Origin of the sequence: Paenibacillus sp. FSL K6-0276 (assembly GCF_037977235.1) — a bacterium.
Lineage (GTDB): Bacteria > Bacillota > Bacilli > Paenibacillales > Paenibacillaceae > Paenibacillus_AQ.
On sequence record NZ_CP150276.1, the window covers coordinates 1,052,616 to 1,074,881 of the forward strand.

Genomic DNA, 22,266 nt, shown 5'->3' on the forward strand with positions numbered 1-22,266 from the left:
AAGGATGTGCAGATCATGCTCTTTTCGTGGAAACGGAACTTGATCGTGCTTTGGGTGGGTGTCTTTTTCTGTAGTACGGCGTATTCGATCTCTATTCCGTTCCTGTCTATTTTTTTGAGTGACGAACTTGGGGTTTCGAATCATTTAGAGATTTGGTCTGGGGTTAGTTTTGGCATAACCTTTCTAGCCAGTGCCCTAATTTCTCCATTTTGGGGTTCACTTGCCGACAAATATGGTCGGAAGCCGATGCTTATTCGCTCGGGCTTTAGTTTGGCGGCCTTATATCTGATTAATTATTTTGTACATGATCCTTATGTTTTTCTAATCGTGCGTGTGCTGCAAGGGTTGCTTGCTGGGTTTGTTCCTGCAGCTATTGCCATGGTAGCCACGAATACACCTGAGAATAAGACCGGCTATGCCTTAAGCATTATGTCTACAGCCGGAGCAACGGGCAGTATAATTGGTCCGTTGATCGGCGGTGTAGTCAGTTATTACACTAGCAATCGGGTCGCTTTTCTATTCTCGGCTGGTATTGTTCTCGTTTCGGCACTTATTGCTACTTTTTTTGCTAAAGAGGAGAACTTTGATCGATCTGCTCCGAGGTCCCATGTAAGCGATGATATTAGGGAAGCGAGAAGTAACCGCGCATTTATGACTTTGCTATCGCTGGCAGGGATTAGCACCTTTTCTGTTATGATTCTGGAGCCGCTTATTCCGATACATCTACTTGACATGGGGATTGCCAAAAGCAGCGCCTCGCTAAGTTCAGGAATTGTATTCTCTGCTGTGGGTATTGCTACTGTGCTGATGGCTCCGCAGTGGGGTAGAATCGGAAGCCAAAAGGGCTTCGGGATGATTTTGTTTATTGGGTTGATCGGTGGAGGTATCGGTAATATTCTGCAGTTCTTTGTTACGGGGTATGTGGAGTTTGCCATTCTTCGCTTTGCCTACGGTTTGTTCTATGCAGGTGTGCTTCCGTCTGTAAATGCAATGATTGTACAAGTGATTGAGCCAGGCTTTCGTGGACGTGCTTTCGGTCTGAATCAAGCGGCATCTCAACTCGCGACAATGGCCGGGCCAATTATAGGCGGTTTATTAGGGGCGTTTATCCCGATACGCTGGGTGTTTGTGATTAATGGGGTGATGCTGCTTGTAGCAGCAGTATTGGTTAAGACCCAAAAGCTGGATGCTCAAATCGCAGCAGCTCGTCCAGCAGAATAGCCGGTAACGCTGTAAACTAACCGTTACTGAGGGCAGCGTACATACTGGAAACAATATAAAGCCGCCGGTAATAAGCCCGGCAGCTTTATAAATTGTATATCTGTCCTATTCTCCCTGTGATCCGTTTAAGACATCTGTTCCGGGCATAACATCCACTGGTGGAGAAACAGGGTCGATTATGGATCCTGGATACACCTCATCAGCATCTGGAATGTCTTCCAGTGGCTGATCTTCCTCTTCCATCTCTAGCAGCTCTTCATCCTCAGCATAATCCATATCACTGCTAGTTAATCCTGCCGTTTCAGCAGCCAGAAAGGCGTCGGATTCCAGTAAGTCATTTCTTTCGAGAGTTTCCTCAGGTAGGTTTAAACCAATATCCGCCGCCAAATATTTATCGCCAACTAACACGGGGTCAGCGTCTTCATTGACAACATCCTCTACATCAATATCAGCTTGTATATAACGCTCATATGCAAAGTCGGCTTCAGTTTTATTAGGCGCATCTTCCATAGCTGTTCACTCCCTCATTAGGATAAGATTTGAACTTCTCATATGTATCTTTACCCGATTGCCTATAATCGAATCCTTTTACAAATAATCGGGAACTAATAGCCGATAAATAACGTCTTTTTTCGAGGAAATTTACAAGAATAGGCAGGAATAGTGCGAAGGTTGTCGAAATTAAGAATCATGTATGAACGTTTAAACAACTAATGAACTACTGAGGTGCTACGATGAAGTTGCCAAAACCCAAGATAGCAGCTACTTTGCTATTATTTCTATTGCTGTCTGCAATAGTGCCTTACGGTGCGGCGATAGTGAGTGCTGGATCATCAGACTCTACGCTGCCAAGTTGGGAGATTAGATTTGGAAGTACTGAAGCAGAAACTGTTGAAGAAGCTGTAGCAGCTTCTGAAGATGAATGGATTCGCGTAACGCCTCATGATAACAAATCAGAGACTCCAAGAGGAACATCCTCGGCGTGGCTCCGGATTTCTTTGCCGCAAATTAGTGACAAATCAGCGTTATTCATTGATAAAGTATATGGAAATAACGTCAAGGCTTATCTGAATAATGCGTTAGTATACGAATCTGAGAATAAGTACAATTTCAACGGCATCAAAATTCTAATTCCTCTATCCAAGGGAGATGGAGGGCAAGAACTATACATATGGACCCAGGGAGGAAGCAAGGACTTAGGGATAGAAGGCGAAATAAGAGTGGACCGCTACAATGAGCTCCTTTCCATTTATGTGAAGCAGGGTTTAATGGATCTCATCATCGGGACGACACTTATTTTTATAGCCATTGTGCTGTTGATTTGTTCGTTATTCTTAAAAAAAGGATTTTTTACGGGCGGTTTTTTACTTGTGCTGATTACTTTATCCCTTGGAGTCGTAGTGGTTACGTATTCTTCTTTTCTGCCCTCCATCCTAGGTGACTATGGAAATGTTGCACTCGTTTTCTTTGATTTAGCTTTATATACTTTACTGCCATCTTTTACATTGTATTTTGAGAGAATATTCGGTCCGGGGAAAAAACAAATCGTCACCCGATTCCGTAAGTTTCAAATGGTTTATTCTATATTCTGTCTATCACTAATGATTATTAATATCCTTCTGTCGTATCAGCTGGAAGACTTTTATAGATTCATGACTTCTAGCGTTCTAGGCGTCATTATGATTGTGCAATTTGTATTATTGGTAAGTTTGGCGTTTATTCATGCTTATCGCAGGAATACGGATGCTATTGTTTTTACTACAGGCTTCTCTGTATTTGCATTGATGTCCATTAGTGAATTAATCAAATACTATGTATCAGGAGAATCCTATCAATTGTTTTGGTGGAAATGGGGGATGGTTGGATTCGTCATATCGCTGATCGTCATTCTGGGCAGAAGGTTTACGAGAAACCATGAGCAGCTCGTTGAGTATTCTCGTAAGCTTGAGAAGTTCAATAATGATTTGCAACGCTCCGAGAAAATGGAGATTATTAGTGAATTAGCCGCTTCTGTAGCGCATGAGGTACGCAATCCCTTACAGGTAACCCGTGGTTTTCTTCAGATCCTAGGAGAACGGTCAGATCATAAGGAGAGAGAATATATGCAGATGGCAATCGCAGAACTGGATAGAGCCACGGTTATAATCTCAGACTTCCTTACCTTTGCTAAGCCGGGGCTAGAGACCATTGAGAGGCTTGATGTATCTGAAGAGTTACGGCATGTGTCTGGTATTCTATCTCCGCTTGCGAATTTGCAAGGGGGAGTCATTGAACTCAACCTGCAGTCAGGACTTTGCGTGATTGGATCATCTGCCAAATTCAAACAAGCATTTATTAATATTATAAAAAATAGCATCGAAGCCTTGCAGGACAATGGACTTATTAGAGTTTCAGCCTGGAAATCCGGAGCTCATATAATGATCAGTGTACGTGATAATGGGGAAGGGATGAATGGTAGTGAACTGGCCCGATTAGGTGAGCCCTATTACTCCAACAAAACAAAAGGAACGGGGCTTGGACTTATGGTAACCTTCCGTATTATTGAGGCGATGGAAGGGACAACTGAGTTTCAGAGTGAGAAGGGGGAAGGGACGGAGATTATTGTCAAATTACCAAAAGTTTGAAATATTTAGGAGAAGTTTATGAATATTCCGTTTTTTAGAAGGAAAGGGTAGTATAGTGAGCGAAGTAGTACACACAGAATATTGTTTCTGATACTTCCTTCTGAGGTGCCTTTATGCGCTTGATGGTTAGAATACTTCACATAGCAATAACCCTTTCACTTCTCCTGATAGGTTATGGTTCAATTATTGTATCGGCGGCTAACCCCTATCCATCTCAAGAAATTACAAAGTGGGAAATGAAATGGGGAGCTCAAACAGGAAATACATGGAAAGAGATTCCGTGGAGTGAAGGCCAGCAAAGCTGGACGAACGTAGATTCTATGAAGGGACTCCCAGAGTTACCTTCAAGTGTATCCTCTTCTTGGACTCGTATTACCTTACCCGATTTTAAATATGTGTCTCCTTCGGTTTATATTGATACTTTATATGCTCTTCATGTGAGGGTGTATGTGGAGGATCGGTTGATCTTCGAGGAAGATCGTAATTATATTAAAGATAACTATTCTTTGTTATTACCTTTAAGTCAAGGAGATAACGGGAAAACATTATATATCTGGACAGCAACGATGCAGGACAGAATCGGAATTAAAGACAGTGTAGTGATCGGTGAACACAGTCAATTAATCAATGATTATATTGGGAATGGACTAAGCGATGTGATTTTGGGCTGCGCATTTTTTCTGGTGGCCATCGTTCTATTTATAAGTGCTTTATACATAAACAAAGATTACTTCTCCAGTGTTGCTTCACTAGCTGTGGTTATAGCGTGTACCGGAATCCTCTCTATAACCTACTCCTCTTTCATTTACACCTTTTACAATAAATTGGGGCCGATCAGTAATGTATGCTTGGATTTAGCCCTATTGTCACTGTTACCGGCGCTTACCTTTTTATTTGAAAAATTATTCGGTAGTGGTAAGTTCGGTATCATTCGAAAGTTTCGTCAATTTCAAGTCCTTTACTCCTCCTTTTGTTTGTTATGTCTTTTTATCAATCTCCTATCGAATAATCGCTATATTGAGTTTTATTATTTTGTTTCTACCACCATTATAGGGTTCATCCTCATCCTTCAGTTCATCCTGTTAATCGCATGTGTAATCATGTTCTCACTAAAAGGAAATAAGGACGCTATTATTTTTGCCATTGGATTTGGAACCGCTGCGTTTACTGTAGTTGCAGAGCTACTATGGTATTACATCCATAAAGGGAACTATGATTTGTTCTTGTGGAAGTGGGGACTTGTTGCTTTTATTATCTCCTTGATCGTTATTCTGGAGCGAAGATTGGCCTATAGCCATCAACAGGTTGTTAATTATTCTAGAGAACTAGAGCGTTTCAACAATGAATTGGAGCGTTCGGAAAAAATGGAGATTATTAGCGAGCTTGCTGCATCCGTAGCTCATGAAGTACGAAACCCTCTACAGGTAACTCGAGGCTTCCTTCAGCTGCTTAGCGAGAAATCCGTTAGCGAAGAGCAAATATATATGTCAATGGCCCTTAGCGAACTAGATCGCGCATCTAATATTATTACGGATTTCTTGACCTTTGCTAAACCGGAATTTGAGACGATCTCTAGTCTGAATTTATATGATGAATTCAAGCATATTGAGAGTATTATGCAGCCCCTCTGTCATATTAATGGAGGAAAGATGATTCTGGATGTATCCGGCCAATTATGGGTGAAAGGAAATTCCTCGAAGTTTAAGCAGGCATTCATCAACATTATCAAGAACAGCATTGAATCGTTCAGTGAGGAAGGGTTCATTTATATGTCGGTATATGGTGAAGATGACAAAGTGATTATTCACATCAAAGATAACGGGGAAGGGATGGACGCAGATGTTCTGCACCGACTAGGAGAACCGTATTTCACCAAGAAAAATAAAGGAACAGGTTTAGGCTTAATGGTCACCTTCCGCATCATTGATGCTATGCAAGGTGAAGTGAGATTTACAAGCAAAAAAGGAGTAGGAACCGAATCCATTACCATACTGCCATTGGCAGAAGCTCCGGATGATTCCTACTCCCTATGAGGTTAATCTTGCTGTCTTACCAAGAACCGCGTGGTGCTGCGGTTGCTTTCAATACATCTGATGATGGACTTGGTGGAATTACAAGATAGAATTCATTTGAACCTTCTTCAACGGCTTTCAAGGTAACGCTGTCGGGAATGATTACGCCTAGCGCTTCTTGGAGAGCTGCTTTTGGATCTGCGAGTAGTCTTTTCTTGAAACTTGGATCTTCCCATGCCTTTTGAATGACTTGATTTCTAAGAACTGCTTCTGACATAATAATCACCCTTCCTAAATGTATATATTTACCTTTATTAATATAACATAGCAATTGTGCTAATACTATTCTTTTTTCTACAAAATAATAGAATTATTGTATATTTTTTGACAGATAATAAAATAATCCTCCGCCTTGTAAAAGCTGCTTCTCTGCTTCGATGGAATCGGAGATCTGTTGTAAATTAGTCACCAGCATAGAGTGGAACGCAATGAGATGAGGCACATCCAAGCTTGAAGCCATAACTTTGGTATGCGTATCATGCGCTAATTCGGCATAGGTTTGTAGTCCGTTTGCAGTGAACAGGAAGAATTCGACTTCTTTCGAAGTGAGTATAGTTGCACTATCACTGGATAGATAGCTTCGTGTGAGGGAGAGTAAACAATTATAACTGCCTTCTGACAAATCTTCTTTCCAGTCTTCATAGTCGTCAAGCATTTGCAGTGTAAGTAGGACAGAGTCGATCATTTCCTCAGACTGCGACACAAGGGAATCCTTACCAGATAGCAGAAGGGCAGCGGTGCTGGATAGTTTGAGCGGACTGGCTTTATAAGAGATTTTGATTCGATCGTTAAGGAAATAGTCGCTGGTGGTTTCATTACTAACACTGTCTGCCCATTGAGAAATGTAACGATTAAACGAAGCCCAGAAAGAGGAGTCATTCGGAAATAAAAGCCTGTAGATATTCAAAAATTCAACATAGAGTAGGTTCGCCAAAGGTAGTCTTTCGTATGTAGAGGATTCTTTGCTATCCATCAGGTCATCTTGTATGAAGAAATATAGCATGAAGAAGACATTGCCCATCGACATTTGACGGGTAATTTCTGCGGAGAGTCCGCAGCCTTTCTGAAGCCAAAAGGGCAATAGATAACATATGTAATTTTTGTGGCTTTCAGCATTGAATACGTTAAAATGTTCAAGATAGGACAGACCTTGTGAATTTAGAGGCTCTGGAAACTCGGAGATGATCTTTCTGCTCTCTTGGAATACTAAGCGGAGTTCTTCTTCGTAATCATTTAGCCAATCCATTGCATCCCTCCTACAATAAAATTACAAAAAAATGGTTCTTTCGCCCTGATTATATCCTTCTCTTTATTCCATTACAACTAAAATTTAGGAGGTTTGAAGACGTATGGAGTGCTATACATTTGGTCAAATGCTTATGGCTATTCGAATGGGGCAAAAAGCTGAAACACCAGACGGCCGCATTGTGATGCGTACCACTGCGGGACTGATTTGGACCAGTGGGATATTGAATGGGAAAATGGTAGAAATCAAAGATTATTTGTTCTCTGATCTGTGGCAGATCTATGAGGATGAGGAAAGCAAGAAAGAGGGGATTGGCAGAGAAAAGCATGAAGAACGGGAGCGGGAGATGCTTGAGAATCAATATGAAGAGCTGCGATTAGCGAGCCGTAAACGCTAAATTCAACGTTCGACTCGCCAATCGCAGCTATAAAGAGGAAATTACTTCGATTTTAATGCTTCGTATTGACCTCTTAGACGTAGAAGTCTCCAGATACTTTGATCCAAGCCGCCGAGTCGGTTTCGCTCGGTCCACAATAGACGATATTGGTGAAGAAGCACATTCAGATCATTGATTTGTTTCGTAATCAGGTTAGGGTCAATCGAATCTGGTGCGGATACGAGCTGCAGTTTGATTCTGCCAAGCTGCACAGCGTGCTTCACAAAATGGATTCCGTTACTCAGTTCCTCTAGGACAAGATCAGCATCATCACATTGAAGATCAAGTCCCGAGAGACGTGCTTCGATAGAGAGTAGGTATTCCTCGAGATTGTTGAAATGTTCTTCGGTAAGTTTCTCTACGATTAACAAATTGTCGAGATTGGTGCGAAGAAGCAGGGACATTTCCGTATCATTTGAACGATTAATCTCGGATTCAAGCTGATAGTAATTGCCGAGATCAAGGAGCAATTGGCCAATACCCTCAGAGCGATCCGCGAAAACGAATGTATTTAAATACTTTGCAGTGTCCGCTGCTAGATTGTTATCTACATTCCAGGCAATTGCAGCACCGTAAGCATATCCAGCATAGCTGATTGGGAGATGCTGCCAGTGTCCGTGATCACCCCAATCGGTAATGAGATAGCCAATGGCGCCATTGTTCTTGCCATGAATAGCTGCGCTACGCAGATTGGCGAGCATATTGTCACTGCGCCCTGTAATGGAGTTCCATGAGCTGGTGCCTGGGCAGACATAGAAAGGAATACCTGCTTCACGGAATTTGAGAGTATCCGACTCGAAAGGATGTTCCGCACTGTAACCCCATTCCATAGCAATAATATCTTTAGGCAGGTGAGGGATTAGTTCGGGATGTTGGATAATAATATCGCCCCAGAATTGCATCGTTTTGCCGCGTTTCGTAACGAGCTCATAAATCTTCTGAAGGAAAGATAAATAGATCTGACCTTTGCCTTGTGATTCAGCTAGCGCTTTACTTTTACCAAGACCAAGCTCATACGTCTCATCACAGCCTACATTAAACTGATTAGAGGTAAAGTAAGGAAGCAGATCGTCGAACATTTTTTCTAGCAGAGGGAGCACGGCAGGATCTTCGGTGTCAAAAGTACCTGGATGCATAAATAGTCCTTCTGGATATACGTCCCCCATATACAATTCCTTCGGAAGCATAAAGCCTTCTGGAATTTCGGCCAAAGCGTTGAATTCAGAACGGGAAAGCCAGCCTTCCATATGTCCAAAGCTATTCTGGTTCGGAACAAGCTCAATATAACGCGCCTTGCAGTAGGTATCTAGAAGCAAGATTTCCTCTCCAGTTATCGGAGTTTCAAGCTCCCACACTTGAGGGAAAGATTCATACGCGAACGGAGCACCTTCTATATATAGCTGAAGTTCGTTCATCTTCAGATCGGCCATAAGGTCAATGATTCGGTATAAGGTTTCTTGCTTCGGAATTTTATTGCGGCTGATATCTATAGTTATACCTCTGGCTCCAAAATCAGGTTCATCGCGAATATGTAGATTCGGAATAGATTTTCCGTTTTGTTCTATGATTTGTTTCAGGGTTGCTACCGCGTAGAAGGCTCCGACAGGTGAGCTATAGGAGACAACGATCCCACTCTGGTCGACAACAATCTCATATGCTTGCTCAGACAATAATGCCACATAGCTAAAGATACAGGCGGATACAACGGTTGGACGTGTACCAATGGATAAGGTCAGATGAAGATTCAAGGCTTGTTTAATCACAGCTTGCAACTTTTGTGCAGCTGGCATTGCACATTGTTCTCCTGTACTAGGAAGCACGATGCTTCCGCTTATTGGAAAACGGAATGAGCCTTGTGACAATGTGATTTCACGCGGATTAGGTAGAAGCAGTAGCGTAGAATGATTAAGCATAGCGTGGACACCTCTTATTCATGTAGAATATGATCAACTTCACAATAACCTTATCACTACTAAACACGGGGAGGAATGTCTATAATGTCCAAGCACATGGATTATATGATCAGCCCATATCCAATTCGAATTATTGATCCAAAGGTTGAGTCCTCCAAACTGAAGCTTAAAAATATAAGAGTAGGACAAGCCGGTCATTTGCCAGGAAGAACGTTATTCCGTTCAGGCGTAGTTTTTGAACACTGGGCTATTGTTTACATAGTATCTGGTGGTGGCACCTATATGGAGACTTCGGGGAAAGAACAGCAGGTGCGTGAAGGTAGCTTATTCTTTTTTCGCCCAGGATATAGTTACAATTTCGGTCCACCACCTGGAGGGAGCTGGGATGAGTATTATATTAATTTTAACGGAACACGTGTATCTGAATGGTTGGAATCAGGTCTGATTGCAGGTGGGAATGTGTTCCAAACGAATTCGATCATGGGTCTTTCGACCTTATTTGAAGAAGTGCTGAAACGAATGGAGAGCGGAGAACCAGCAGATGCGGATCGGGCCGCATTACTCGTTGAAAGAATGCTATTGGAGTGTTCATTTATAATAGAAGAAAAAAGTTGGAATGCTCAGGCAGATTATATGCGTCAGATTCGGGAGGACCTGAATTTATGCATTTATGGTGAAATGGACCTAGAGCAAATTGCGGCAAAACATCATATTTCGATGTCTACCCTTCGTCGTCTTGTTCGTCGTAGTAGCGGATATCCACTTCATGAATATATTCACCGTCTTAAAATGGCAGAGGCCAAAAAGCTGCTTCTCAACACCTCATTACAAGTTAAAGAAATTTCTGGCATGCTTCATTATAATGATCCGTTCTATTTTTCTCGTTTGTTTAAAAAATATATGGGGATTGCACCACAGCTGTGTCGAAGTAATATATAAATCGACATCATTCTACTTATTTCATGGGTTTAATTTACATTAATGTAATAGTTCTTATTAACTAAAGTTTATGAAATAGTTAAAAAATGGACTATTGATTCCTGAAAAACGAAAAAAAATAATTGTAATTTTTTTCTTATTGGAAGCGCAAACATAGAGAATGTCAACTTGTTATTGTGATTTTTCTCATGTATGATGCTTTTAACAAGCATAGTACAATCTCACATTTTCCACAAAAACTGGAGAATAAGGTGGTGGGATGAAAATCAAACCAACTGCAGAAGACAAACTGATCACGTTTTACAGGTATTTTTCTTTGTCCCTCACATCACTCATGTATCTTCTAGATAAAATGGGGCCTTCCGTAATATACAAATCCCTTGTTATTGCTACACTATTTCTATTTGCACAAACGTTCTCATTTTGTTATCGGAAACTACGAAGCAGACCACGGACTCTCGTCTTGGCTGTTAGTATAGAGATGGTGGGAATTATTTTACTGACCTTATTTACTGGTGGGTTCGAAAGCTCCTTTAGGTTGTATGTGCTTAATCCCGTGTTGATTGCTGCAGGATCGTTATCCATTTATTTTGGTTGGTCTTTGCTCTTTAGTTACATCAGCGCTTTTGCGGTGCTCTGTTATTTTTTCATCAATTCGGCGAACAAAACGTTTCTTGAAGTTGTGTCTGTAAATGGGAATCTGTTTCTAACGCTGGTACTAGCTGTTATAATAATGCAGAGCGTTAATCGGATGAAGCATCAACGTGAAGAATCGATTGCTCGCGCGAAAGAGACGATGGATCATATCAAAGCGTTGTACCATATCGTGGAAACCTCAAGCCAACATGATTTCATGAACATCGGTCAAGTGATCACCGATTATGTTGTTAAGCTAACGAAGCTGGATAAAGCTTTGTTTTGGTTCGCTAAGAAAAGCGGAGAACCAGCGCCGCAGAGCAGGCAGACCGGCTGGCAGCAGGAAGAGGAACAGTTCTTATTTTCAGAACTGGGAAAACATGAACATGAATGGAGATTGCAGCGAGAGCCTATTTTTAGAAGTCTTCCGGGATTAGGGGACTTCCTGCTGATGCCTGTACGGATGAGCACCCGTTTTGTAGGGGTGATTGGACTCAAGCTGGAGTCTACAGAAGGGCTAGAAGGCCGGAGATGGTATATCCAGCAATTGATATTCCTATCTGAGCTAAGCGCGAATATTCTTGAACGTCATGAATTAGGTGTGATTGAGAACCGGCTGATCATCACGAACGAGCAGAACCGGATTGCAGATGAAATGCATGACAGTGTCTCACAGAGTCTTTTTGGTATCGTGTATGCTACTCATTCGCTGAAGGAAACGTGGAAGAAAATGACGGACTCTGAGCTGGAGGAGCAAATCGAGCTTATCCATGATTCTGCTACAAAAGTAGCCAAAGAACTGCGGATTACGATCTACAGTCTTAGTTCTAAGAAGAGCGGCGGACCTACATGGCTAGGTATGGTAAGATCGCATTTGCAGAGCTTATCCAGATTAAATGATGTCGATATTGAATTAAAAATAACGGGCGATGACTTTAGTCTCCCTTATCCTTACCACAAGGCGCTTTTTCGGATTATCTCTGAAGCCACTGGGAATGCCATTAGGCATGGTGCCGCTAGTCGAGTAGATGTGGAGTTATCTCTGAAGCCGAACTGGATCCGCTTATTGATTTGTGATGATGGTGTTGGATTTGATACAGATCTGTTATGGATTGAATCCGAAGATAGTGCAAGTGGTCTTGGCATGAAGAATATGCAATATTTGACGCAGTCGCTAGGTGGCGACTTCCAGCTGTCCAGTAATGAAAATATGGGAACGAGAATCTTGATCTCCATTCCTGTGGGTGTAGCTGAATTAAAGAATGCATAAACTTTAGGGCGGGAGGTCGTTTCTATGAAAATCGTCATTGTAGATGATCATCCTCTAGTTAGAAGAGGGCTGGCATCTGTTATTTCGATGCAACCGAATGTGAAGTTTGCTGGAGAGGCGACGAATGGCCAAGAAGCGCTTCTTGTGATTGAGGAGACGCAGCCTGACCTCGTACTCATTGATCTTAAACTAGCGGATGAATCAGGACTCGATGTCATCAAGACAGCACGTGCTCGTGGTATCGTTAGTAAGTTTATTCTGCTGACTTCATCTGCAAGCAGAGAGGATTTTCTGAAAGCTGAGGAAGTGCTGGTAGACGGATATGTACTGAAAGAGGCATTGCCAGAAGAGTTACTATTTGCTATTCAGTTGGTCCACAAAGGGAGAAAGTATTATGATCCTGGTCTGATGGAAGATAAGATGCGAATGAGTGGAAGCAGTCCGACAGATGAATTGACGCCGAAAGAGAAGGAAGTCCTAATCGAACTAGGACAGGGCGCTTGCAATAGAGAAATTGCCTCACGTCTTTTTATTAGTGAATTTACAGTGAAGAAGCATGTCAGTCAGATTTTAGCGAAATTACAGGTGGCAGATCGTACACAGGCGGCGCTTTATGCAAATGCTGTCGGATTGACCAAATATGAAATGTCATTTGACTAAACGTACGAAATAAATGGAGTTTATATATGAACACGGACAAGATGTCCGTGTTTTTTTTGTGCGTTCACCCTCCATATGGTACTAAAGTATACCATCCCCCCCTCTTAAGGTGTAAAGCACCTTACTCCAAAGTGAACAGGAAAGTAATGATATGACCCATGTGGCGAATGATGTGGATTGATAGAATTAAAGCAACAACTGAAACTTTCATGAATTATTTCAGAATGTAATTTATGCGGAAGGAGGGTTACTGTGGAAAAGACGATTCTGGATTACATTAACCTGATTAAAAAAAGGTTTTGGCTCATCATGGTATTCGTTTTGATCTCCTGTGCTACTACTTACTATGTTAGTAAAAACTTCGTTGTACCCGTCTATTCCGCTTCCGGACAGCTGCTAGTCAATAACATCGTGAATACTCCCGAGAGCAACAATCTTAACGATTTGAGCTTTAGCTTAAATCTAATTGAGAGTTTCAAGGAAATTATTAAATCGCCCACCATCATGAAAAGCGTAATAGAAAGTCATCCGGAATTTGGACTGACGTCTGAAGAACTGAGCAAGAAGCTAGAGATTAAATCTTCAGAGAAGAGTCAGGTGATCAACCTTAGTGTTCAGGATGAAAGCTACACCAAGGCTGCCGGAATCGTAAATGCGGTTTCGCAGACATTCATTCGTGACTTGCCATCGCTGATGAGGGTAGACAATGTTACCTTTCTCACACCGGCCGATCCGACGGATGTTCCAGGGCCCTCGAACGGCGGGTTCGCTATGAATCTCGTCATCAGCTTTGTAGTATCGCTAATGGCTGCATTAGGAATCATTCTGCTGATGGAAACACTCAACGGTACATTAAGGTCTGAAAAGGAAGCAGAGGTTGACCTTGGTCTTCCGGTAATTGCCACGATCGCAACCATTCGCAAACGCGATTTGGGTAAAGCGACAGATGGCAAAACAAGAGTGAAGGAGGGTGCTTATGTTACGGCTAAATAAGAGTCTGATTACGAACATTAATCCATCCTCGTCGATCTCGGAATCGTTCCGATCGCTGCGTACGTATATTCGCCAGCTTGGGCTGGCACAGGGCAACGGAGGAAAAGTGCTGCTCTTTACCTCAGCTGAAGCTGGAGCGGGCAAGACGACAATTCTGTCCAATCTCGCGGTTTCTTTTGTGCAGGAGGGGAGAAAGGTAGCTGTCATAGACTGCAACTTACGACATCCCAGTCTCCATACGGTATTTGAAGTGGAAGGCAGTCAGGGACTTGCGGCATATTTAGACGGCATGGAGGAAGTCGATCGAATTGTTGTGCATGGAAAATTAGCTAACCTTTCGGTCATCCCGGCTGGTATATCCAGAATCAGCCCTCCGGATCTACTCGGCAGCGATAAAATGATCGCTTTACTGGATGAACTGAAAGGAAGTCATGATCTAATTCTGCTCGACTCACCTTCGGCGATGGATTACAGTGACGCTCGTATATTGGCCTCCCAAGTGGATGGCGTCATTCTCGTAGCCAGATATGGGAAGTCAAAAAGGGAATCCATTCGTAAGGTCAAGGTGCTGATGGAGCAGGCCGGTTCACAGATTATCGGTATTGCCATGAATCAGGCGAAATAACGGTAATCGAGCATTAGCAATCGAAGTGAACTCCAATAAATAGATTTTAGGAGGTAAAGTGCGATGAAGAAAGTGAAAAAAGTAATTATACCAGCAGCGGGACTAGGAACGCGCTTTCTTCCGGCGACAAAGGCAATGCCTAAAGAAATGCTTCCAATCATCAATAAACCTACTATTCAGTACATTGTCGAGGAAGCTATTGCTTCCGGAATTGAAGACATCATTATTGTAACGGGTAAAGGAAAACGAGCAATTGAGGATCATTTTGATAACGCGTTTGAATTGGAATCTCGACTCCTGGAAGATGGCAAGCTGGAAATCCTGAAAGAGGTTCAGCGTTCTTCCAAGGTTGAGATTCACTATATCCGGCAGAAGGAACCAAAGGGTCTCGGTCATGCGGTATGGTGTGCGAGACGATTTATCGGTGATGAGCCTTTTGGCGTAATGTTAGGTGACGATATCGTAGTTGGGCAAACCCCTTGTCTGAAACAGCTGATTGAGCAATATGAAGAAACGCAAAACTCGGTCATAGGTGTTCAGCAGATTCCTGATGAATTTACGAATCGTTACGGGATCATCGAACCCGATCTGCAGGACGGGAAACTGTACCGAGTTAATAATTTTGTGGAGAAGCCAGCGCTGGGTACAGCCCCTTCTAATTTGGCTATCATGGGCCGCTATGTATTTACACCAAAGATCTTCAAGTATCTTGACTTGCAAGAAAAAGGTGCCGGTGGAGAAATTCAGCTGACAGATGCCATTCAAAAGCTGAACCAAAGCGAACGCGTATATGCCTATAACTTTGACGGAACGAGATATGATGTCGGCGAGCGACTGGGATATATTTTGACAACACTAGAATTTGCACTGCAAAGCGATGATTTACGGTATCCGATTATGGATGCTATGGCGGACTGGCTTAGTAAAGCAGGACAAACCAGCCTGAGCAGTTAAATGGATATTCCCAAAAATTCAAGGAGGAATGAAGAGAGATGAGCATGCAAAAAATGCCGGAAGACTATGAGGCCGTCCTGCCGAAACTTTACATGCTACATGCCAAAGAAGGAAAGAAAGAAACGGAGTTCTATCTGGTAATGAAACGGATGATCGATATCTTTTTTTCCGCTCTTGGTCTTCTCATATTGCTGCCCTTATTCGGCTTGGTAGCGATCTTGATCAAACTGGAGGACCCGAAAGGCAAAGTGTTCTTTCGGCAAAATCGCGTGGGTAAGGATGAAAAACAATTCCCAATGTATAAGTTCAGATCCATGGTGAGTAATGCTGAGGAATTAAAGGAAAACTTACTCGCTTATAACGAAGTGAGCGGTGCGATGTTCAAGATCAAGAATGATCCTCGGATCACGCAGATTGGCAGATTTCTGCGGAAGACAAGTATAGATGAGTTACCTCAGCTGTGGAATGTCCTGCTGGGTCACATGAGTCTAGTTGGACCACGTCCTCCGCTTCCGGAAGAGGTGGCACAGTATACAGAATATGATAAACAGCGGCTCACGGTTACACCGGGCTGTACCGGATACTGGCAAGTGAACGCCAGAAACAGCGTCGGCTTCGACGAAATGGTACAACTGGATCTAACCTACATCCATATTCGAAGTACTCGACTGGATCTGAAGATTATTGCCAAAACCGGACTGATGTTGCTCGGTTCGAAAGACGCTTATTAATATTATGGAAATTAGGTGAATGCCGATGAATGTCTACGGAATCGCTCCTATGGTTTCCATTATCATCTGTACTTACAATCGATCAGATTTATTGATCACAACGCTACAGTCACTATTAACACTGGATGATTTGGAGCAGGCCGAAATTATTGTTGTAGATAACTGCTCTAAAGATGATACAGCAGCTTGCGTCAAAAAGTTCATAGCTGCGCATGGGGCAGTTCTGGATATCCGCTATATGATGGAGCCCGTGCAGGGATTGTCTGCGGCTCGCAATACAGGGATTCTAGCTTCGAGAACGCCACTCATTGCATTTCTTGATGATGATGCGATCCCTTGTCAGACATGGATTACGACGATTATCAGCACCTTTGAAAGTAAACCTGAAGTGATGGCTATGGGAGGGAAGATCGCTCCGATCTTCGAAAGCAAACGTCCGGAGTGGCTGATCAAACCATTCGAACTTCCGTATACGATCGTTGATCTAGGCAGTCGAATCAAGGAGTATCCGGCCCATCTTCATCCTTGCGGAGCTAACATGGCGATGCGCAAGCTCGTGTTTGACATCAGTCTGTTTCCGCTGGATCTCGGTAGAAAGGGAGATTCTCTCCTCTCAGGTGAGGAGTCCTGGTTATTTGGACAGATCCAGAGGGAAGGGCATTCCATTCTGTATCATCCACAGATGGCGGTTGATCATTTTGTTCCTACGAATCGTTTAACCGAGGATTGGATTATGAAACGTTATTATAGCCAGGGTATCACCAACGCAGTAAAGAGCGAGGGAATGAAGGGAAAGCTGTCCCTGCTAGGAAAGACAGCCGCTAAGCTAGTGTATATTCTGGCTGATATGGTTCTTTCGAGAAGTAAGGGAAGGAGGCTCCTGAATAAATGTAGGCTGGAGAGTATTCGCGGAACTCTTCATATGATTCTGGGCCTTAAGAGGCATTCCGCAGCGGGGTGAGGGAATAACATGACAAATTTTGAGTGGGGCTCCAAAATCAATGCTTTACCATACGGGATGCTCTATCTCATCTTGGCCCTTTTCTTCGGAACGGCGGTCATTTATCAGCCGACGATTGCGATAGCTGCCGTACTTCTGATTATTTTATTAGGGATTTCGATATCTAGGCCTCAGCTGATCAGCTATTTCGTTCTATTCACGACGGCGATATCCATTAACTTTTTAGTCGATGGCAGTCTTTTCGGAATGGAAATACTGTCCCTTTATAAAATGGCTATCATCGCGCTTCTCGTCCCCTGCATGCTAGTGAATGGTTTGCGATTTCATCTAAGTCATCCCATTTGGGCCATGGTCATGCTGCTGATCATAACCTTTACAGCTTCCATCTGGTTGCCGCAGATGACATCATCGATTGCTATCAAAGCTTTTATTGGTCTTTCCATTCCGTTCGCTTTCTTATTAATTAATTGGAAAAAGGAAGTCGCCGAACGGCAAATTCGAATCATCTGCTTACTACCTTTAGTAAGTGTAGGTGTAGGATTGCTACTGCAGATTGCTCATATCCATAATTTTCTCAATGTAGAGTTTACAGGCGCTGTACGGATTCAGGGGGCGAATATTCCGGCGCATTTAGCCATGCTGGCTTTTATGGGAGTCGCAATCCCGTTCATTGAGGTAAAGCGGAATCCGAAGCATGCACGGTACTTTTATATCCTGCTGGTTCTGAATTTCTTCATTCTGATTGGAACTGGAACAAGGGGTCCCATGCTGGCTCTGGTACCTATGATTCTGTATTACTTCTATGACATTCTACGCCAATACCTGAAGGGCAAAACGCTTTTATTAATTCCGTTGATGGGTTCATTCTTCCTGATGATTGTCGCGGTATTCTGGCAGCTCGAAAATCTTAAAAAGCGTTCCTTCGAGAGATCGACCGATAGCGCTGTTGATTTGTCTGGACGGTCGGAGGCATGGGAGTATTTTCTGAATAAGGCCGCGGGATCTCCTTGGTCAGGTAGAGGGCTCGGCTCAGTTACTGTTGCGAATGATGGAACACTGTACAAAGGTTTTGTTGTTCCGCATAACGAGTATATCCGTTTTTACTTCGATGGGGGGTACATTGGCTCCATATTGCTGCTGCTCTCCCTATTGGCTGTGTTTTATCTAGTTTATAGAGCTCTGGTGCCGCCGGTTAAAGCCTATTATCTGCTCTTTCTAGCAGGATTCCTAATCTATTCATTTTCCGACAATACGCTGTCGACGGTCCAATCTATTATTCCGTTTTGTTGGTACCTAAACTGTCTGTACCGATCTTCACAGCCAACCGATTCCCCACAAAAAGAAGTGATACGATGAACCAAGTGAATATGTTCGATGTCAAATTTGATAATTATGATTTTATGGATTTGCTTGATTACATTGATAAAACCATACAGGAAAGGAATCAATCCTACATCCTGACCTGCAACGTGGACCATGTGATCAAGCTTCGGAAGGACAAAGAATTCCAAATGGTGTACTCCGAGGCAGGAGCTGTCGTTGCAGATGGCATGCCGCTCATCTGGGCATCCAAAATGCTAGGCAAACCGCTGAAGCAGAAGGTATCTGGAGCTGATCTATTCAGTCGTCTTGGCAATGCTTTTGAGCAAAGGAAGTACCGGCTGTTCTTCTTAGGCTCAGCAGAAGGCGTGCCGGAGCGAGCAACCATGAATCTTAAAGCGGCTTATCCAGGAATCAACATCGTCGGCTGCTACTCTCCATCTTATGGTTTTGAGCACAACGATGAGGAGAATGAACGTATTGTAAAAATGCTTACGGAAAGTCAGCCTGACATCGTATTTGTCGGAGTGGGAGCCCCCAAGCAGGAGAAGTGGATTTATCGTCACTATACTTCTTATCAAGCCCCGATCTCGATCGGCGTGGGAGCGACCTTTGATTTTCTCTCAGGGTCGGTGAAACGGGCGCCGGATTTCATGCAGAGAACGGGTCTTGAATGGTTCTGGCGTCTGAGTCAGGAGCCGGGAAGACTCTGGAAAAGATATCTTGTGGATGATGCACAATTTCTAGTGCTATTGCTCAAAGAGTTGCGCAAGCGTGATAAAGCAAAGGGAGGAGGCCTGGAATGAGTGATGATGAGCGAGAATGAGAACAAGTTGCCGCTCCCATCCGTAAATCCCATCCAGAGCGCTGGAGTCATCGGCGGAATGATGATTATGGGACTGCTTCTTCCACTGATGATTGGCTTCGCCAGTGCGAAGCTGGACTACTCGAACAGTCTGCAGGGTGCCATCCTATCGACCATATTATTCCCGGCTTTTCTTCTAGCACTGCTCAGACCCAAATTGTTGGTTTCTTACACCTTGCTAATTTGGGCGATAGCTCCAGAACTTCGACGTATCATTGATTGGTCACAGGATGTGTACCACTCTGTATCCTTGTTAAGTCTAGCCCCATTGTTAACTGGAGCAACGCTAGCGATTCCGGTACTAAGAGAGATTCATAAGATTCAGAAATCATCTACCCGGATTATTCTGCTCTTCGCAGTAGCGCTGGTCTACGGAGCCATCATTGGACTTACTAAGAATGGGATGGGATCGGTTTACGACTTGGCGAATTATATTGTTCCACTGTTGTTGCTGCCCTACTTTGCGGTTACGCGGTTCAAGCCCAAGGATATAGACCGACTGTTATACACTTTTGCCAATATTGCTGTCATGGTTGCCATTTATGGAATAATTCAATATTTAACCGTTCCACCTTGGGATGCTTTCTGGATGAGGCATGCGGATATGCTGTCCATAGGAACGCCTTATCCACTCGAGATTCGCGTGTTCTCAACGTTGAACTCTCCAGGGCCTGCTGCAACCTTCCTGGTATTCGCGTTAGTTCCTATGATTCTAGAAAAAAGATGGCAGGGAACGCTGCGCTGGATCGGCGTTCTGCTAGTTGTAATCTGTCTTTTGACTACGCTGGTTCGTTCAGCTTGGCTAGTTCTAGTGGTTATGCTGCTCATGTACATTGGCTCATCTCCGTCCAAAGGAAAGTGGAAGACCTTAATTCAGTTGGTATTTGTAGCATCGCTACTATTCTGGATTGTACCTAAACTGCCTGGAGCAGAAGGGTTGGTTGCACGGGTGGAGACACTTTCTTCTGTGAAGGAAGACCAATCTTATAACGAGCGGCTAAGTTTATGGCAGAACATGCTACCAATGGTCGCTGCGAATCCGGTTGGAGAGGGAATAGGCAGTGTAGGGCAGAGCACCAAGCTAGGAAATAGCGGTGAGCTTGGAGAGTACGGAAATATGGATAATGGAGTGATTGCATTATTGCTAACCTTCGGTGTTCTGGGAGCGGTCTTCTTCTTCGGTGCTTTGGGTACTGTCGCCAAACAGATACTTACCAGAGTAACCAGTAAGGATATATGGCAACCGTACGCGCGGCTTGCTCTGGCTGCTTGGACCGGTGCAGTAGTCAGTCTAGTATCAGACAATGGGTTCCCTGGACTCAAGGGATATTTGATCTGGATGTTGATTGGTCTTGGGATTAGTGCAAGAGAGATTACTCAGAGCAGAAAGAAGGAATTACCTCATGCAGCAGTTGAACGCAAAATCGCTCCCCACTAACACGATCTGGTCTACTCTCAAGCGTTTCACGAAGAGTAAGGGTAATAGCTCAGCAGCCATGAAAACCATGATAGTCAGCGTATTGGTTCTGCTGATTAACATGCTGACAGGTGTGTTGACAGCCCGATATTTGGGTCCGACCGGTCGCGGGGAACAGACAGCGATGATGAACTGGTCACAGTTTCTGGCGTTCAGCATGAGCTTTGGAATTCCGTCGGCATTGATTTATAACGCTAAGAAGAATCCGGATGATGCCGGCGTGTTGTACCGGATGTCCCTTCTACTTGGCATTGGCTTTGGGATCGTGGCCATGATTATAGGCATACTGGTCCTGCCCTATTGGTTGAAATCCTTCAGTCCGGAGGTTGTCGCTTTTGCACAGTGGTCGATGATTCAGTGTCCACTTATGGTCGTCGCCCAGATCAACAATGCGGCCTATCAATTTAGAGGGGAATACCAGAAGTTTAATGGTCTTCGTTATGTGATTCCACTGCTAACACTAGTCATCATTGGGATTCTGATTATGGGTGGGTGGATGAACCCTTTTACAACGGCTCTTGCTTATCTTGTTCCAGGAGCCCCGCTCTTCATCGGGATGACGATTTCCCTGCTACGCACCTATAAGGTAAAGATGAAGGATGCTTATCTGAATTTCAAAAGATTGTTTACTTACGGACTGGGTTCCTACGGCAATGATTTGCTTGGTCAGTTCTCTTACTATATCGATCAGATTGTAATTGCAGGCTTGTTAAGACCGGCTGATCTGGGACTTTATGTAGTGGCCGTGAGTTTATCACGGATGGTTACTTTCTTCTCAAGCTCCGTTACGGTGGTACTGTTCCCTAAAGCTTCTGAACTGTCGAAGGAAGAAGCCATTTCTCTCACCTTCAAGGCGTTTAGGATAAGCACTACCTTTACACTGTTAGGCTCCTTGGCCCTGATGGTTGTAGCCCCCCTTGTGATTCCACTGCTGTACGGAAAAGATTTCAATACGGCGCTAACCGTGTTCCGATTGCTGTTGTTGGAAGTAACCATTAGCGGAGGAACGATTATTCTGGCGCAAGTATTTATGGCGCTTGGTAAGCCCAAATTTGTATCGATGCTTCAAGGCTTTGGTCTGATCTTGGTGATTCCGCTCTTATTCTTGCTGATTCCGAAGTACGGCTTGCTCGGTGCAGGAGTAGCGATGCTTTCATCCGCAGTACTGCGCTTCCTATTCATCATCTTAAATATAAGATTCAACTTGAAAGTTAAGCTTCCTCGACTGCTGATTACTGGGCAAGACATTCAGTGGATGAAGACGACGATGAATTCATATATTCGCAAGAAACCTATGGATGTATAAGACAGCAAAAAGGAGGA

Annotated in this window: 20 protein-coding genes; 16 read left to right on the top strand and 4 right to left on the bottom strand. The window is 43.5% G+C overall.

Annotated features, from left to right (window positions below; genetic code table 11):
* The first annotated feature begins 15 nt into the window (after window positions 1–15).
* Window positions 16–1,221, top strand: a complete 1,206-nt coding sequence (locus MHH52_RS04685) for an MFS transporter (RefSeq protein ID WP_340006940.1) — start codon at window positions 16–18, stop codon at window positions 1,219–1,221.
* Window positions 1,222–1,326: 105 nt separating this feature from the next.
* Here MHH52_RS04685 and MHH52_RS04690 read toward each other — a convergent pair whose 3' ends face one another.
* Window positions 1,327–1,731, bottom strand: coding sequence for a hypothetical protein (locus MHH52_RS04690; protein ID WP_313638137.1), 405 nt, complete (start codon window positions 1,729–1,731; stop codon window positions 1,327–1,329).
* Between the two features lie 224 nt (window positions 1,732–1,955).
* On the opposite strand from MHH52_RS04690, the gene MHH52_RS04695 reads away from it, so the two are divergent.
* Together MHH52_RS04695 and MHH52_RS04700 are read left to right on the top strand one after the other, a co-directional pair.
* Complete coding sequence (locus tag MHH52_RS04695) at window positions 1,956–3,845, top strand: ATP-binding protein (protein WP_340006942.1); 1,890 nt, start codon at window positions 1,956–1,958, stop codon at window positions 3,843–3,845.
* A gap of 113 nt (window positions 3,846–3,958) precedes the next feature.
* Window positions 3,959–5,878 carry a HAMP domain-containing sensor histidine kinase gene (locus MHH52_RS04700; protein WP_340006944.1) on the top strand — a complete coding sequence of 640 codons (1,920 nt, stop codon included), beginning with the start codon at window positions 3,959–3,961 and terminating at the stop codon, window positions 5,876–5,878.
* 16 nt (window positions 5,879–5,894) lie between these two features.
* On the opposite strand, the gene MHH52_RS04705 is transcribed toward MHH52_RS04700, so the two are convergent.
* Both MHH52_RS04705 and MHH52_RS04710 read right to left on the bottom strand, forming a co-directional pair.
* Window positions 5,895–6,134: an NHLP leader peptide family RiPP precursor gene (locus MHH52_RS04705; protein WP_313638140.1), complete on the bottom strand. Its 240-nt coding sequence runs from the start codon at window positions 6,132–6,134 to the stop codon at window positions 5,895–5,897.
* Window positions 6,135–6,227: 93 nt separating this feature from the next.
* Window positions 6,228–7,163: a hypothetical protein gene (locus MHH52_RS04710; protein WP_340006946.1), complete on the bottom strand. Its 936-nt coding sequence runs from the start codon at window positions 7,161–7,163 to the stop codon at window positions 6,228–6,230.
* A gap of 103 nt (window positions 7,164–7,266) precedes the next feature.
* On the opposite strand from MHH52_RS04710, the gene MHH52_RS04715 reads away from it, so the two are divergent.
* On the top strand, window positions 7,267–7,560 hold the full coding sequence (locus tag MHH52_RS04715) for a hypothetical protein (protein ID WP_340006947.1): 294 nt from the start codon (window positions 7,267–7,269) through the stop codon (window positions 7,558–7,560).
* A 41-nt stretch (window positions 7,561–7,601) separates the two neighbouring features.
* Here MHH52_RS04715 and MHH52_RS04720 read toward each other — a convergent pair whose 3' ends face one another.
* A complete protein-coding gene (locus tag MHH52_RS04720; RefSeq protein WP_340006948.1) occupies window positions 7,602–9,512 on the bottom strand; it encodes a glycoside hydrolase family 20 zincin-like fold domain-containing protein in 1,911 nt (636 codons plus the stop codon).
* Between the two features lie 84 nt (window positions 9,513–9,596).
* Between MHH52_RS04720 and MHH52_RS04725 the strand changes: the two genes are divergently transcribed.
* From MHH52_RS04725 to MHH52_RS04780, 12 genes are all read left to right on the top strand, one after another.
* Window positions 9,597–10,451: a helix-turn-helix domain-containing protein gene (locus MHH52_RS04725; protein WP_340006950.1), complete on the top strand. Its 855-nt coding sequence runs from the start codon at window positions 9,597–9,599 to the stop codon at window positions 10,449–10,451.
* Between the two features lie 463 nt (window positions 10,452–10,914).
* A complete protein-coding gene (locus tag MHH52_RS04730; RefSeq protein WP_340006952.1) occupies window positions 10,915–12,357 on the top strand; it encodes an ATP-binding protein in 1,443 nt (480 codons plus the stop codon).
* Window positions 12,358–12,381: 24 nt separating this feature from the next.
* Window positions 12,382–13,017, top strand: coding sequence for a response regulator transcription factor (locus MHH52_RS04735; RefSeq protein ID WP_234534625.1), 636 nt, complete (start codon window positions 12,382–12,384; stop codon window positions 13,015–13,017).
* Between the two features lie 252 nt (window positions 13,018–13,269).
* Window positions 13,270–14,010, top strand: coding sequence for a Wzz/FepE/Etk N-terminal domain-containing protein (locus MHH52_RS04740; RefSeq protein WP_340006953.1), 741 nt, complete (start codon window positions 13,270–13,272; stop codon window positions 14,008–14,010).
* Window positions 13,994–14,635 carry a CpsD/CapB family tyrosine-protein kinase gene (locus MHH52_RS04745; protein ID WP_340006955.1) on the top strand — a complete coding sequence of 214 codons (642 nt, stop codon included), beginning with the start codon at window positions 13,994–13,996 and terminating at the stop codon, window positions 14,633–14,635. Before MHH52_RS04740 ends, MHH52_RS04745 begins: the two co-directional genes overlap by 17 nt.
* A 63-nt stretch (window positions 14,636–14,698) precedes the next feature.
* Window positions 14,699–15,589, top strand: coding sequence for a UTP--glucose-1-phosphate uridylyltransferase GalU (gene galU, locus MHH52_RS04750; RefSeq protein ID WP_340006956.1), 891 nt, complete (start codon window positions 14,699–14,701; stop codon window positions 15,587–15,589).
* Window positions 15,590–15,627: 38 nt separating this feature from the next.
* Window positions 15,628–16,320, top strand: a complete 693-nt coding sequence (locus tag MHH52_RS04755; protein WP_340006958.1) for a sugar transferase — start codon at window positions 15,628–15,630, stop codon at window positions 16,318–16,320.
* Between the two features lie 25 nt (window positions 16,321–16,345).
* Entirely contained in the window at window positions 16,346–17,281 is a 936-nt protein-coding gene (locus MHH52_RS04760; protein ID WP_340006960.1) for a glycosyltransferase, read from the top strand.
* 9 nt (window positions 17,282–17,290) lie between these two features.
* Entirely contained in the window at window positions 17,291–18,637 is a 1,347-nt protein-coding gene (locus MHH52_RS04765; RefSeq protein WP_340006962.1) for an O-antigen ligase family protein, read from the top strand.
* A complete protein-coding gene (locus tag MHH52_RS04770; RefSeq protein ID WP_313638153.1) occupies window positions 18,634–19,407 on the top strand; it encodes a WecB/TagA/CpsF family glycosyltransferase in 774 nt (257 codons plus the stop codon). Before MHH52_RS04765 ends, MHH52_RS04770 begins: the two co-directional genes overlap by 4 nt.
* 6 nt (window positions 19,408–19,413) lie before the next feature.
* Window positions 19,414–20,904 (top strand): O-antigen ligase family protein, encoded by a 1,491-nt coding sequence (locus MHH52_RS04775; RefSeq protein ID WP_340009490.1) that lies wholly within the window; start codon window positions 19,414–19,416, stop codon window positions 20,902–20,904.
* Complete coding sequence (locus MHH52_RS04780; RefSeq protein ID WP_340006963.1) at window positions 20,870–22,249, top strand: oligosaccharide flippase family protein; 1,380 nt, start codon at window positions 20,870–20,872, stop codon at window positions 22,247–22,249. Before MHH52_RS04775 ends, MHH52_RS04780 begins: the two co-directional genes overlap by 35 nt.
* Window positions 22,250–22,266: the final 17 nt, after the last annotated feature.